This window comes from Micromonospora sp. WMMD975 (assembly GCF_029581215.1).
In the GTDB taxonomy this organism is placed as follows: domain Bacteria; phylum Actinomycetota; class Actinomycetes; order Mycobacteriales; family Micromonosporaceae; genus Micromonospora.
Genome location: NZ_CP120739.1, coordinates 4,551,653 through 4,565,561, shown reverse-complemented (window position 1 = coordinate 4,565,561; position 13,909 = coordinate 4,551,653). Strand labels below are relative to the sequence as shown.

Annotated in this window: 15 protein-coding genes; 10 read left to right on the top strand and 5 right to left on the bottom strand. The window is 70.9% G+C overall.

Going from position 1 to position 13,909, the window contains the following annotated elements; genetic code table 11:
* Positions 1-9: 9 nt before the first annotated feature.
* From O7613_RS19965 to O7613_RS19930, 8 genes are all read left to right on the top strand, one after another.
* Positions 10-549: a F0F1 ATP synthase subunit B gene (locus O7613_RS19965; RefSeq protein ID WP_281590114.1), complete on the top strand. Its 540-nt coding sequence runs from the start codon at positions 10-12 to the stop codon at positions 547-549.
* Entirely contained in the window at positions 549-1,370 is an 822-nt protein-coding gene (locus O7613_RS19960; protein ID WP_281586918.1) for a F0F1 ATP synthase subunit delta, read from the top strand. Before O7613_RS19965 ends, O7613_RS19960 begins: the two co-directional genes overlap by 1 nt.
* Before the next feature lie 86 nt (positions 1,371-1,456).
* A complete protein-coding gene (gene atpA, locus O7613_RS19955) occupies positions 1,457-3,109 on the top strand; it encodes a F0F1 ATP synthase subunit alpha (RefSeq protein WP_281586919.1) in 1,653 nt (550 codons plus the stop codon).
* 4 nt (positions 3,110-3,113) lie between these two features.
* Positions 3,114-4,043 (top strand): F0F1 ATP synthase subunit gamma, encoded by a 930-nt coding sequence (locus O7613_RS19950; RefSeq protein WP_281586920.1) that lies wholly within the window; start codon positions 3,114-3,116, stop codon positions 4,041-4,043.
* On the top strand, positions 4,043-5,488 hold the full coding sequence (gene atpD, locus O7613_RS19945; RefSeq protein ID WP_282289570.1) for a F0F1 ATP synthase subunit beta: 1,446 nt from the start codon (positions 4,043-4,045) through the stop codon (positions 5,486-5,488). The genes O7613_RS19950 and atpD overlap by 1 nt, the downstream gene beginning before the upstream one ends.
* Positions 5,489-5,703: 215 nt before the next feature.
* Positions 5,704-6,846, top strand: a complete 1,143-nt coding sequence (locus O7613_RS19940; protein WP_282289569.1) for an LCP family protein — start codon at positions 5,704-5,706, stop codon at positions 6,844-6,846.
* 108 nt (positions 6,847-6,954) lie between these two features.
* Positions 6,955-7,233, top strand: coding sequence for a F0F1 ATP synthase subunit epsilon (locus O7613_RS19935; protein WP_047893558.1), 279 nt, complete (start codon positions 6,955-6,957; stop codon positions 7,231-7,233).
* Positions 7,234-7,245: 12 nt separating this feature from the next.
* Positions 7,246-7,701, top strand: a complete 456-nt coding sequence (locus O7613_RS19930) for a DUF2550 domain-containing protein (RefSeq protein ID WP_281586923.1) — start codon at positions 7,246-7,248, stop codon at positions 7,699-7,701.
* Positions 7,702-7,978: 277 nt separating this feature from the next.
* Here the strand turns inward: O7613_RS19930 and O7613_RS19925 are convergent, their stop codons facing one another.
* Together O7613_RS19925 and O7613_RS19920 are read right to left on the bottom strand one after the other, a co-directional pair.
* Entirely contained in the window at positions 7,979-8,398 is a 420-nt protein-coding gene (locus tag O7613_RS19925; RefSeq protein WP_282289568.1) for a VOC family protein, read from the bottom strand.
* Positions 8,374-8,946 carry a cob(I)yrinic acid a,c-diamide adenosyltransferase gene (locus O7613_RS19920; RefSeq protein WP_281586925.1) on the bottom strand — a complete coding sequence of 191 codons (573 nt, stop codon included), beginning with the start codon at positions 8,944-8,946 and terminating at the stop codon, positions 8,374-8,376. Before O7613_RS19920 ends, O7613_RS19925 begins: the two co-directional genes overlap by 25 nt.
* Here O7613_RS19920 and murA point away from each other — a divergent pair.
* Complete coding sequence (gene murA / locus O7613_RS19915; RefSeq protein ID WP_281586926.1) at positions 8,945-10,375, top strand: UDP-N-acetylglucosamine 1-carboxyvinyltransferase; 1,431 nt, start codon at positions 8,945-8,947, stop codon at positions 10,373-10,375. The two genes, O7613_RS19920 and murA, sit on opposite strands and share 2 nt — an antisense overlap.
* A 67-nt stretch (positions 10,376-10,442) precedes the next feature.
* The gene (locus O7613_RS19910; RefSeq protein WP_281586927.1) at positions 10,443-11,291 is read left to right on the top strand and encodes a 3-hydroxyacyl-CoA dehydrogenase family protein; all 849 of its coding nucleotides are present in this window, start codon (positions 10,443-10,445) and stop codon (positions 11,289-11,291) included.
* A gap of 23 nt (positions 11,292-11,314) precedes the next feature.
* Here O7613_RS19910 and O7613_RS19905 read toward each other — a convergent pair whose 3' ends face one another.
* The 3 genes from O7613_RS19905 to O7613_RS19895 form a co-directional block, all read right to left on the bottom strand.
* The gene (locus O7613_RS19905; protein ID WP_282289567.1) at positions 11,315-12,124 is read right to left on the bottom strand and encodes an alpha/beta hydrolase-fold protein; all 810 of its coding nucleotides are present in this window, start codon (positions 12,122-12,124) and stop codon (positions 11,315-11,317) included.
* A gap of 82 nt (positions 12,125-12,206) precedes the next feature.
* A complete protein-coding gene (locus tag O7613_RS19900; protein ID WP_282289566.1) occupies positions 12,207-13,052 on the bottom strand; it encodes an ABC transporter permease in 846 nt (281 codons plus the stop codon).
* Positions 13,052-13,897 carry an ABC transporter ATP-binding protein gene (locus tag O7613_RS19895; protein WP_281586930.1) on the bottom strand — a complete coding sequence of 282 codons (846 nt, stop codon included), beginning with the start codon at positions 13,895-13,897 and terminating at the stop codon, positions 13,052-13,054. The genes O7613_RS19900 and O7613_RS19895 overlap by 1 nt, the downstream gene beginning before the upstream one ends.
* Positions 13,898-13,909: the final 12 nt, after the last annotated feature.

Genomic DNA, 13,909 nt, shown 5'->3' with positions numbered 1-13,909 from the left:
AGGTCTTCCATGTTCTTCCTCGCCGCTGAGGGTGGTGAGACGACCCACAACCCGATCATCCCTGTCTGGCAGGAGATCGTGGTCGGCGGGATCGCCTTCATCGTGCTCTGCATCGTGCTGATGAAGTTCGTCTTCCCGCGCATGGAGCAGACGTTCCAGGCCCGGGTCGACGCGATCGAGGGCGGCATCAAGCGCGCCGAGGCCGCGCAGGCCGAGGCCAACCAGCTGCTCGAGCAATATCGGGCCCAGCTCGCCGAGGCGCGTACCGACGCCGCCCGGATCCGGGACGACGCGCGGGCCGACGCCGAGGGCATCCGCCAGGACATCCTCGCCAAGGCACGCGAGGAGTCCGACCGGGTCATCGCCGCCGGCAAGGAGCAGCTCCAGGCCGAGCGGGCCACCATCGTGCGCGAGCTGCGCACCGAGATGGGCACCATCGCGGTGGACCTGGCCAGCAAGATCGTCGGTGAGTCGCTCGCCGACGAGGCGCGTCGCAAGGGCACCGTCGACCGGTTCCTGAACGGTCTCGAGAGCACGGGGGCCCGCTGATGCAGGCCGCCAGCCGGGAGTCGTACTCCGCCGGGGTCGAGCGCCTCGACGCGTACGTCCGCGGCGCGGAGCCGTCGGCGGTGGCCTCCACCGCCGACGACATCCTCTCCGTCGCCGACCTGCTGCGGCGCGAGCCGCGGCTGCGCCGGGCGCTCTCCGACCCGGCGCGCTCGGGGGCGGACCGGTCCGCGCTGCTCACCGGGATCCTGAGCGGCAAGGTCGGCGCGGACGCGCTCGACCTGCTCGCGTCGCTTGTCTCCGGCCGCTGGTCGGCCCCGTCGGAGTTGCTCGACGGCGTCGAGCGGCTCGGCGTGGAGGCGCTCCTGGCGAGCGCCGACTCGGCCGGTGAGCTGGGCGAGGTCGAGGACGAGCTGTTCCGCTTCGGGCAGGTCGTCTCCGGCTCCGCCGAGCTGTCGAACACGCTCTCCGACCCGATGGCCCCGGCCGAACGGCGGGCCGGCCTCACCGGCCAGTTGCTCGACGGCAAGGCCCGCCCGGTCACCGTCCGCCTCGTCGAGGCCGCGCTCGCCGGCTTCGGGGGACGCTCCTTCACCGGTGCGCTCACCCGGCTGGTCGAGCTGGCCGCCGACCGGCGGGACCGCCAGGTCGCGTACGTGACCGTGGCGGCTCCGCTCACCGACGAGGAGGAGCGACGCCTCGGTGCCCGCCTCACCGAGATGTACGGTCGGGAGGTGTCCGTCAAGCAGACGGTCGACCCCGACGTGCTCGGCGGGGTGCGCGTACGGGTCGGTTCCGACCTGTACGACGGCACCGTCCTGCGCCGCCTCAACGAGACCCGCAACGCGCTCGCAAAGCGCTGACCAGCGTCTTAGCAGCCCTGATTCGACGCCATCGGACCGGTCGGTACTAGGTATCCCCGGGCCCCTGAACCTTAAGGAAGCAGAGGATGGCCGAGCTGACCATCTCGACGGAGGAGATCCGCGGCGCCCTGGAGCGCTACGTCTCCTCCTACACGGCCGACGTCTCCCGTGAGGAGGTCGGCACCGTCGCCGATGCCGGCGACGGCATCGCCCACGTCGAGGGTCTGCCCTCGACCATGACCAACGAGCTCCTGGAGTTCGAGGACGGCACGCTCGGCGTGGCCCTGAACCTCGACGTCCGGGAGATCGGTGTCGTCGTCCTCGGTGACTTCGGCGGAATCGAAGAGGGCCAGCGCGTCAAGCGCACCGGCCGGGTGCTCTCCGTGCCGGTCGGGGACGCGTTCCTCGGCCGCGTGGTGAACGCGCTCGGCGAGCCGATCGACGCCATCGGCGACATCGCCAACGAGGGCTACCGCGAGCTGGAGCTCCAGGCCCCGAACGTGATGGCCCGGCAGTCGGTCTCCGAGCCGCTGCAGACCGGCATCAAGGCCGTCGACGCGATGACCCCGATCGGCCGCGGCCAGCGCCAGCTGATCATCGGCGACCGGAAGACCGGCAAGACCACGGTCGCGCTCGACGCCATCCTCAACCAGCGGGACAACTGGCGCTCCGGCGACCCGACGAAGCAGGTCCGCTGCATCTACGTCGCGATCGGCCAGAAGGCCTCCACCATCGCCTCCATCAAGGGGACGCTTGAGGAGGCCGGCGCGATGGAATACACCACCATCGTCGCCTCCCCGGCCTCCGACCCGGCCGGCTTCAAGTACCTCGCGCCCTACACCGGCTCGTCCATCGGGCAGCACTGGATGTACGGCGGCAAGCACGTCCTGATCGTCTTCGACGACCTGAGCAAGCAGGCCGAGGCGTACCGGGCCGTGTCGCTGCTGCTGCGCCGCCCGCCGGGCCGTGAGGCGTACCCGGGTGACGTCTTCTACCTGCACTCCCGGCTGCTGGAGCGCTGCGCGAAGCTCTCCGACGAGCTGGGCGGCGGCTCGATGACCGGCCTGCCGATCATCGAGACCAAGGCGAACGACATCTCGGCGTTCATCCCGACCAACGTCATCTCGATCACCGACGGTCAGATCTTCCTCGAGACCGACCTGTTCAACCAGGGCGTCCGGCCGGCGATCAACGTCGGCACCTCGGTCTCCCGGGTCGGTGGCGCCGCGCAGGTGAAGCCGATGAAGAAGGTCGCCGGCTCGCTGCGGCTGAACCTCGCCCAGTTCCGTGAGCTGGAGGCGTTCGCCGCCTTCGCCTCCGACCTGGACCGGGCCTCGCAGAACCAGCTCAACCGGGGCGCCCGGCTGGTCGAGCTGCTCAAGCAGCCGAACTACTCGCCGTACCCGGTGAACGAGCAGGTCGTCTCCGTGTGGGCCGGCACCGAGGGCAAGCTCGACGACGTCCCGGTCGGCGAGGTCCGCCGCTTCGAGTCGGAGTTCCTCCAGTACCTGCGGCACAAGCACGAGGGCGTGCTGGCCTCGATCGCGGACAACAAGTGGGGCGACGACATCACGTCCTCGCTGGACTCGGCCATCGCCGAGTTCAAGCAGGTCTTCCTGGGCAAGGAGGACGAGGTCCGGATCAACGAGGCCCCGGCCGAGGCGCTTGAGGGCGAGCAGAGCCGCGAGACGGTGACGCGCTTCCGCGACGGCAACACCGACCGCCCGGCCGAGAGCTGATCCGATGGCCGCCCAGGTACGCGTTCTCCGGCAGCGGATCCGCTCCGCCAAGGGGATGAAGAAGATCACCAAGGCGATGGAGCTCGTCGCGACGAGCCGCATCGCCAAGGCCCAGGCCAAGGTGGCGGCGTCGCTGCCGTACGCCGAGGCGATCACCGGCGTGCTGACGGCGCTGGCCTCGAACGCGCGGATCGACCACCCGCTGCTCACCTCGCGTGAGCGGGTGCGGCGGGCGGGCGTCCTGCTGGTCACCGCCGACCGCGGCCTGGCCGGCGGGTACAGCTCGAACGCGATCCGGACCGCCGAGTCGCTGATCGCCCGGCTGCGGGCCGACGGCAAGGAGCCGGTGCTCTACGTCATCGGCCGCAAGGGCGTGGCGTACTACCGGTTCCGCAGCCGGGAGATCGCCGGCAGCTGGACGGGCTTCTCCGAGCAGCCGTCGTTCGACGACGCCCGCGAGGTCGGTGACACGCTGATCAAGGCGTTCACCGCCGGCGCGGACGACACGGACGGTCACGCCGGCGCGGACGGGATCCTCGGGGTGGACGAGCTGCACATCGTCTACACCGAGTTCAAGTCCCTGATGACGCAGAACCCGGTCACCCGGATCATCGGGCCGATGGAGGTCGAGGACCGGCCGCGGTCCGAGGGTCTGCTGCCGGCGTACGAGTTCGAGCCGGAGCCGGAGTCGCTGCTCGACGCGCTGCTGCCGAAGTACATCAACACGCGGATCTACGCGGCGTTGCTGGAGTCGGCGGCGAGTGAGTCGGCCGCGCGTCGGCGGGCGATGAAGAGCGCCACCGACAACGCCGAAGAGATGATCGAGAAGTACACGCGCGAGATGAACTCGGCCCGTCAGGCCGGGATCACCCAGGAGATCAGTGAGATCGTCGGCGGCGCGAACGCGCTGGCCGCGTCGGGAAGTGAAGTGTGATGACTGTATCCGCAGTGGAGACCAAGACGGCCACGGGTCGCGTGGTCCGGGTCATCGGCCCGGTCGTCGACGCCGAGTTCCCGCGCGACGCCATGCCGGAGCTGTTCAACGCCCTGCACGTCGACGTGACGCTCTCCGGCGGTGAGAAGACGCTGACCCTGGAGGTCGCCCAGCACCTGGGGGACAACCTGGTCCGCGCCATCTCGATGCAGCCGACCGACGGCCTGGTCCGTGGCGCCGACGTCCGGGACACCGGCGCGCCGATCAGCGTGCCGGTGGGCGACGCGGTGAAGGGCCACGTGTTCAACGCGATCGGCGAGTGCCTCAACCTCACCGAGGGCGAGACCATCAACGCCGACGACCGGTGGGGCATCCACCGCAAGGCCCCGGCCTTCGCGGACCTGGAGCCGAAGACCGAGATGCTGGAGACCGGCATCAAGGTCATCGACCTGCTCGCCCCGTACGTCAAGGGCGGCAAGATCGGCCTGTTCGGCGGCGCGGGCGTGGGCAAGACGGTGCTCATCCAGGAGATGATCACCCGGGTGGCACGGAACTTCGGTGGCACCTCGGTCTTCGCCGGCGTGGGTGAGCGCACCCGCGAGGGCAACGACCTCATCGCCGAGATGACCGAGTCCGGCGTCATCGACAAGACCGCGCTCGTCTACGGCCAGATGGACGAGCCGCCGGGCACCCGGCTGCGGGTGGCGCTCTCCGCGCTCACCATGGCGGAATACTTCCGCGACGTGAAGAAGCAGGAGGTGCTGCTCTTCATCGACAACATCTTCCGCTTCACCCAGGCCGGTTCCGAGGTCTCCACGCTGCTCGGCCGCATGCCGAGCGCCGTGGGTTACCAGCCGACCCTGGCCGACGAGATGGGCGAGCTCCAGGAGCGGATCACCTCCGTCCGGGGTCAGGCCATCACCTCGATGCAGGCGATCTACGTGCCCGCCGACGACTACACCGACCCGGCGCCGGCCACCACGTTCGCCCACCTCGACGCGACCACCAACCTGGAGCGGTCGATCTCCGACAAGGGCATCTACCCGGCGGTGGACCCGCTGGCGTCCTCGTCCCGGATCCTCGCCCCGGAGTTCGTCGGCGAGGACCACTTCGCCGTCGCCACCGAGGTGAAGCGGATCCTGCAGCGCTACAAGGACCTGCAGGACATCATCGCGATCCTCGGCATCGAGGAGCTCTCCGAGGAGGACAAGCTCACCGTCGGCCGCGCCCGCCGGATCGAGCGGTTCCTCTCGCAGAACACGTACGCGGCCGAGCAGTTCACCGGCGTCCCCGGCTCGACGGTCCCGATCTCGGAGACCATCGACGCCTTCCGCCGGATCAGCGAGGGGGAGTTCGACCACTTCCCGGAGCAGGCGTTCTTCATGTGCGGCGGCCTGGAGGACCTCAAGGCCAAGGCCGAGGAGCTGATGGGTGAGGAGGGCTGAGAGCCCGCTCACACCACGGAGGCCGCCCCGACATTTCGTCTGGGCGGCCTTCGCCTGTTCCAGGCCGTTCACCTACCCGAGGTCCGGATCGCGGGCGGGCGGTTCGCGGGAGGGCGCGGTACCGTTCGTGACACGAATTCGCATCACGGTCGTTGATCTCTGCAACGAAACGGACCCCCGCGCCCGTCTTCTCTTCGTGGGCGCGACGATTGGAGATGCTCGTGGGTAAGGGCGGCGCGGATCGCGGCAGGCGGTCCCTGTGGCGTGGCGTGCCGCGATGGGCCCGACTGTCCACGATCGTCGGGATCGTCATGATGGTGCTCAGCGGCTCGGTGCTCGTGGGCTACAACACACTCGTGGCGCGCTACGAGGGAGCGGTCGGCAAGGGCGACCTCTTCGGCGAGCAGGCCGCCGGTGCCACCGAGAAGAAGAGCGACATCAAGGGCCCGCTCAACATCCTGCTTGTCGGCATCGACCCCCGCAATCCGAGGACCCGGCCGCTCTCCGACTCGATCATGGTCCTGCACGTGCCGGCCGGCATGGACCGGGGCTATCTCTTCTCCCTCCCGCGTGACCTGCGGGTGGACATCCCGGCCTTCCCGAAGGCCGACTACCGCGGTGGCAACGACCGGATCAACGCCGCCATGTCGCACGGCAGCAACGTGCCGGGCAAGGACCCGAGCGCCGCGCAGGGCTTCGAGCTGCTCGCCAAGACCGTCCAGGAGGTCACCGGCATCAAGCGGTTCGACGCCGGCGCGATCATCAACTTCAGCGGGTTCAAGAAGATCGTCGACGCCATGGGCGGCGTCGACATGTACATCGAACGCGACGTCAAGTCCGAACACCTCCAGCCGGATGGCTCGCCCCGCCAGCTCAAGCCCGGTGGCGGCGGCTACCTCGGCCCGCAGGCGCGGTACGAGAAGGGCAACGCCCACCTCAACGGCTGGCAGGCGCTGGACTACGTCCGGCAGCGCTACCCGAAGAACGGCGTGCCGGACGCCGACTACGGCCGGCAGCGGCACCAGCAGCAGTTCGTCAAGGCAATGGTGAGCCAGGCGTTCGGCGCCGACGTGGTGGCCAACCCGATCAAGCTGGACCGGGTGCTCCGCGCGGCCGGGCAGTCGCTGATCTTCAACGGCCGGGGCAACAGCGTCGTCGACTTCGGCCTCGCCCTGAAGGACATCCGCTCCGACTCGATCGAGACGATCAAGCTGCCCGGCGCCCCGATCGGAAGCGGCAGCGCCTACCGGGGTGAGCAGCTGTTGGACCCGGCCGACGACTTCTTCGCCGCCCTGCGCGCCGACCAGCTCGACGCGTTCCTGCTGGAGCACCCCGACTTCAAGCAGAAGAGCAATTAGCCTGAGCGGGTGCGGTACGACGTGGTCCGGCTCTCACCACCCGCCGTGGGCGGGCGGTGAGCCCGCGACTAGACTTTCGGCAATCCGCCGCCGCAGCAAGGAGACAGCGTGGCACAGCAGCTTCACGTCGAGCTCGTAGCCGTCGAGGAGAAGGTCTGGACCGGTGAGGCCGAGATGGTCGTCGCCCGGACGACCGAGGGTGAGCTCGGTGTGCTGCCGGGGCACGCGCCGTTGCTCGGCCAGCTCGCGGAGCCCAGCCAGGTCCGCATCAAGCAGGCCGGCGGCCAGCAGGTCGCGTACGACGTCGCCGGCGGCTTCCTGTCGGTGACCGGTGAGGGCGTGACAGTCCTCGCCGAGAGTGCCACCCCGGCCACCCCGGCCCGCTGAGCCGACCCGCCGATGGAGATCGTGGAAGGGATCGGAGTCGGCGTCGCGATAGTCGTCGTCGCGCTCCTGATCCTCTTCATTCGGCGGGCCCTGTTCACCCGTAGCGGGGGCATCATCCGGCTGAGCGTCCGGGTCACCACCATGCTCGACGGTCGCGGTTGGTCGCCCGGCTTCGGTCGCTTCGTCGGTGACCAGCTCCGGTGGTACCGCATGTTCAGCTTCGCGCTGCGCCCGAAACGGGTGCTCTCCCGCAAGGGGCTGGCGGTGGAGCGACGCCGGCTGCCGGAGGGGCAGGAGCGCCTCTCGATGCCGTCGGACTGGGTGATCCTGCGCTGTACCAGTCACCACGCCCCGGTCGAGATCGCCATGGCGCGATCCACGGTCACCGGCTTCCTCTCCTGGCTCGAGGCCGCCCCTCCGGGGGCGGTCTCGCCGCGTATGGCCTCGCAGGACTGGCCCGCCGCCTGACGCCCGGTCGGGTTGTCAGCACGCTCTGTCGCCTTCGGGTGGAAACGGCTTGGCGATGACGCGAGTGATGTGTGGTCGCCCCCCCCGAACACACCCATAGCACCCCACTCCGCCGTCTGCGGCGCCACACCCATCATCGGCCGAGCGGGGGCGCGAGTGGAGCGCTGTGGACGTCTCGGGGGGCCGGAGACGTCCACAGAGCGCCTGTCGGTGCTTGCACACCCTCGTGTTAAGCGGGGCCCTTCCTCTACCGGAGGCGTTAAGCGGGGGCCCCTCCTTAACCGAACGAGGCGACCAGCTCGACCTCGTACCCCTGGTTGTCGGTGAGGTAGGCGGCGTAGCTGTCCGGGCCGCCGGCGTGCGGATGCCGGTCCGGGAAGAGCAACGCCCAGCCGTGCTCGGGGGCGGCGGCGACCAGGCGGTCGACGGCCGTCGGCGGGCCGGCATGGAAGGCCAAATGGTTGAGGCCCGGCGCGAGCCGGTCGTGGACGCGGCCGGCGAGCGCCGGCGACTCCTCCAGCACCAGGTAGGTGGGCCCGTGCCGCCAGGACCGGCCGGCCGGCCAGTCCTGGTACGGCGTCCAGCCCAGCTCGCCGAGAAGCCAGCCCCAGGCACGTCTGGCCGCCGCCAGGTCGGGTACCCAGACCTCCACGTGGTGCAGGCCGCCGGCGGTCAGCGTTTCCCGCCCGGCACCCATAGCACGTCTCCGCCCGGATTGGCCGTTCTTGACAGGATGAAAAGCAGATCGGAGAGCCGGTTGAGATACTTTGCCGGGAGGGTGCTGGTCCGGTCGGGGTCGACCGTGACGAGCGCCCATGCCGCACGCTCGGCGCGCCGGGCGGTCGTCCGTGCCACGTGCAGCAGTGCCGCGCCCGCGGTGCCGCCGGGGAGGATGAAGGAGTCGAGCTTGCTCAGGCGCGCGTTGTATTCGTCGCACCAGCCTTCGAGGCGCTCGACGTACTCCTCGGTGACCCGCAGCGGCGGGTACGCGGGGTCCGGCTCCACCGGCGTCGCCAGGTCCGCTCCGACGTCGAACATGTCGTTCTGCACGGTTTCCAGCACGGTACGCAGGTCGTCGGGGAGTTGCCCGAGGGCGAGGGCGACGCCGATGGAGGCGTTGCACTCGTCGACGTCCGCGTACGCGACGATCCGTGGATCGGTCTTCGGCACCTGCTCGTTGTTGCTCAGCCTGGTCATGCCGGCGTCGCCGGCCTTGGTGTAGATGCGCGTGAGGTGGACGGCCATGACGCACAGCCTACGGATACCGGACCTGACCATCCCGGTGCGGCCGGACCGGCCGACCGCGGTGGGGCCGGGTGACGCCGGCGACCCGGCGGTCAGCGACGTCGACGTCATCCGGGTACGGGGGGAGGCCCGGCTGGCCGGCACCGTGCACGTGGTGGGCGCGAAGAACTCGGCGTTGAAGCTGATGGCCGCCGCGCTGCTCGCGCCCGGCCGGAGCGTGATCACCAACGTGCCCCGGATCACCGACATCGCGATCATGGGTGAGGTGCTGCGGCGGCTCGGCTGCGGCGTACGCTTCGGCCCGGACGACCCGGTCGACCCGATGGTGGCCCGCGGCGGCAAGGAACGGTCCCGCTCGGTCGTCATCGACGTGCCGGAGCGGCCCGGCGCGGAGGCCGACTACGAGTTGGTCCGCCGGCTGCGTGCCTCGATCTGTGTGCTCGGCCCGCTGCTGGCCCGCCGCGGGCACGTGCGGGTGGCCCACCCCGGCGGCGACGCCATCGGCTCGCGCGGCCTGGACATGCACATCGCCGGGCTGGCCCGGATGGGCGCGGAGATCTCCGGCGAGCACGGGTTCGTCATCGCCGAGGCGCCGGACGGGCTGCACGGCGCGGACATCGTGCTGGACTTCCCGAGCGTCGGCGCGACCGAGAACCTGGTGATGGCGGCCGTGCTGGCCCGGGGCGGCACGACGATCGACAACGCGGCCCGGGAGCCGGAGATCGTCGACATCTGCACCATGCTGAGCCGGATGGGCGCCCGGATCGAAGGGGCCGGCACGTCGACGCTGCGCATCGTCGGCGTGCCCGGCCTGCGCCCGGTGCGGCACGCCACGGTGGGGGACCGGATCGTCGCCGGCACCTGGGCGTTCGCCGCGGCGATGACCCGGGGCGACGTCACCGTGACCGGCCTGGACCCGGCGTACCTGGCGGTCGCGCTGGACAAGCTGGTCGCGGCCGGCGGCCTGGTGGAGACGCGCGGCGACACCTTCCGGGTACGGATGGACGACCGGCCGGCGGCGGTGGACGTGGTCACGTTGCCCTTCCCGGGGTTCGCCACCGACCTGTTGCCGATGGCGATCGGGCTGGCCGCGGTCAGCGAGGGCGGTTCCCTGATCACGGAGAACATCTTCGACGGCCGGTTCATGTTCGCCAACGAGATGATGCGGCTCGGCGCGGAGATCCGTACCGATGGTCACCACGCCCTGGTGTGCGGCCGGGAGCGGCTCTCCGGCGCGCCGGTGCGCGCCACCGACATCCGGGCCGGCGCCGGCCTGATCATCGCCGGGCTCTGCGCGGACGGGGTCACCGAGGTGTCGCACGTGCACCACGTCGACCGGGGTTACCCGGACTTCGTGGCGGACCTGCGGGCGCTCGGCGTCGAGGTGGAGCGGGGCACCGCGCCGGAGGAACCGGACCTGGCCATCTGACGCTCCTTATCCCTCGTTAAGTAGGGTTCTCCAGGACAGTGGAGAACCACGGGCGAGGGAGAAGCAGATGGCGGGTCGACTGGCGGTCGTCGGTGCCGGGCTGATGGGCTCGGGCATCGCTCAGGTCGCGGCGCAGGCGGGCTGGCAGGTGACGCTGCGCGACGTGGACGACGCGGCCACGGAGCGGGGCGTCGACGGCATCCGGAAGTCGCTGGCGAAGTTCGCCGAGAAGGGCAAGATCGAGGCGTCCGACGTCGAGGCGACGCTGAGCCGGATCACCCCGACCACCGAGCTGGAGGCGGCGGCCGACGCGGACATCGTGGTCGAGGCCGTCTTCGAGAAGATCGAGATCAAGCACGAGGTGTTCCGCGCGCTGGACAAGATCTGCAAGGCGGACGCGGTGCTTGCCACCAACACCTCGGCCATCCCGGTCACCCAGATCGCCACCGCCACGCAGCGTCCGGAGTCGGTGGTCGGCACCCACTTCTTCTCCCCGGTGCCGATGATGAAGCTCTGCGAGCTGGTCCGGGGCTACAAGACGAGCGACGCGACGATGGACGCCGCCCGGGGTTTCGCCGAGGAGATCGGCAAGACGGTGGTGGTGGTCAACCGGGACATCGCCGGCTTCGTCACCACCCGGCTGATCTGCGCCCTGGCGATGGAGGCGGTCAAGCTCGTCGAGTCCGGCGTGATCTCCGCCGAGGACCTGGACACCGCCTGCAAGCTGGGTTTCGGGCACGCCATGGGCCCGCTGGCCACGGTCGACCTGACCGGCGTGGACGTGCTGCTCAACGCCACCCGCAACATCTACACCGACACCGCCGACGAGAAGTTCTTCCCGCCGGAGCTGCTCCAGCGCATGGCCACCGCTGGTGACCTGGGCCGCAAGACCGGGCAGGGCTTCTATCCGTACTGAGCGCGGCTACCGCCCCGGACGACTCACGTCCGGGGCGGGGTGAGCGCGGCGCCGAGCAGCGCGAACGCGTCGGGGATGACGGTGCCCCAGTAGCCGAAGTTGTGCCGCCCGTCCGTCCAGGCCGCGCGTACCGGGCGCTCGGGCAGCGCCCGGTCCAGGGCCCGGACATCCTTGAGGAAGTTGTCCTGCCGGCCGCACCAGAGCCCGACCGGGGTGCCACGCAGCTTGTCGACGCCGGTGAAGACCGCGTCGCCGGGGCGCACCGCGGGGGAGAAGGCCGCGGCCATCCGCAGCCATTTCGGGTACGCCTCGGCGAGCAGCAGCGCCCCGAAGCCCCCCATCGACCAGCCCCAGACGGCCACCCGGCTGCTGTCGAAGCCGCGCCGGGCGCACCAGGCGGGCACCTCCTCGCGCACCATCCGCTGCGGGTCGTCGTCGCCGCTCCGGCGCCAGGAGAGCCGGCCACCTGTCGCGCCGGCGAGCGCGAACGGCGGTGCGCCGCGGCGTACGGCGTCGGAGAGGAAGCGGGCCAGCCCGAACCGGCCGTAGTCGCGCGGGGTGGCCGACGCGCCGTGCAACACCAGGCAGACGGGCAGGCCGCGGCCGTCGCCGTACCCCTCGGGCACCGCCGTCCAGAGGTCGACCTCCCGGCCACGGGCGCCGGACGCGATGCGGATCAGCCGCTCGTCTCCGGCCGGCGCGTCCGGCAGGGCGGGGGCCGGCCCGCGGCGGGGCCCGGACAGTTGCCGGGCGGCCAGCCCGCCGACCAGGCCGGCGCCGGCGACCCCTCCGGCGGCGGTGAGCAGCGTCCGCCGGCTCAGCGTGCGTCCCATGCCGGGCAGTGTGCCACCCCGGGTGTTAAGCGGGGCCCCTTCCTCTACGCCAGGCGTTAAGAAGGGGCCCCGCCTTACCACCTCAACCGTCGCGGCGCGTCGTCCAGCGGAAGGTGGTCAGGCACAGCAGCAGGCCGATCACGCACCATGCGCCCAGCACCAGCGCCACCCGGCCCAGCTCGAACGAGCCGCCCGGCTCCTGGGCGCCGAAGCTGTCCGGCAGGAACACCGAGCGCAGCCCCTGGCACATCCACTTGAGCGGGAAGAGCGCGGCGACCTGCTGCATCCAGGTCGGCAGGCTGGTGAAGACGAAGAACACGCCGGAGATGAACTGGAGGACCAGCGCGACCGGGGTGACCACGGCCGAGCCGCTGCGGGCGGTGCGGGCCAGCGACGAGATGGCGATGCCGCAGAGCGTGCAGGCGGTGACGCCGAGGACGGCGACCCAGCCGAACGTCAGCCACTTGGCGGCGGTCTGCGGCAGGTCGAGGTCGAACAGCGCCACCGACACGGCGAGCAGCAGCGCGGTCTCGGCGATGCCGATCGCCACCACCATGAGCACCTTGCCGGCGAACCAGACCCACTTCGGCATCGGCGTGCCCCGGTAGCGCTTGAGCACGCCCCGGTCCCGCTCGATCGGGATCCAGATGCCGAGGTTCTGGAAGCTCACCGTCATCAGGCCGGTCGCGATCATGCCGGTGATGAAGTATTGCGTGTAGCTGACGCCCGGGGCGATCTCGTCACTGAAGATCGCCGCGAAGATCAGGATCATGATGATCGGGAAGCCCATCGTGAAGACGACGGACTCCCGGCTGCGCAGGAACTGGGTGATCTCCAGCCGGCCCTGGCGCAGCGCCAGCGCGCCCGCGCCGGGCCGCCGGGTCGGCGCGGCGGCGACCGGGGCCGCCGGCTTCGTCGTGGTGGTCATCAGTGTCCGATCATCCGCAGGTAGACGTCTTCCAGGGTGGGCCGGCGCACGGCCAGGCCGGGCACCTCGCCGCCGAACCGCGCGGCCAGCTCGGCCACGAGCGCCGTCGGCGTCGCGGTCTCCGCCGACTCGGCCAGCCCGTCCGGGGTACGCCAGGAGACGGTCGCCAGCGACTCCTGCCGGTTGCCCAGCGCGTTCGGCGGCGCGACCTCGATCACCCGCCCGGCGGCGATCACGCCGACCCGGTCGGCGAGCGCCTCGGCCTCGTCCAGGTAGTGCGTGGTGAGCACGATCGTGGTGCCGGCGGCGGAGAGGTCCCGGATCAGCTCCCAGAACTCGCGCCGGGCCTCCGGGTCGAAGCCGGTGGTCGGCTCGTCGAGGAAGAGCAGCTCGGGGCGGCCGACGATGCCCAGCGCCACGTCCAGGCGGCGCTTCTGCCCGCCGGAGAGCGTGTGCGTACGGGCCTTGGCCTTGGCGCCCAGCCCGACCCGCTCGACCACCTTGGCCGGGTCGTCGGCGTCCGGATAGAAGCCGGAGAAGTGCCGGACCACCTCGCCGACGGTCAGCTCGTCGAACTCGCCGGTGCCCTGGAGCACGATGCCGACCTTCGCGCGCCAGGTGGCGTCCGGTGAAGCCGGGTCGACGCCGAGCACCCGGACCTCGCCGGCGTCGCGGTGCCGGTAGCCCTCCAGGATCTCCACCGTGGTGGTCTTGCCCGCGCCGTTCGGGCCGAGCAGGGCGAACACCTCTCCCCGGTGGACGTCCAGGTCCACCCCGGCCACCGCGACGTTGTCGCCGTACGTCTTGCGCAGTCCCCGTACGGAGATCGCGAGCTGCTGGTCCATGCCTCAAGTGTG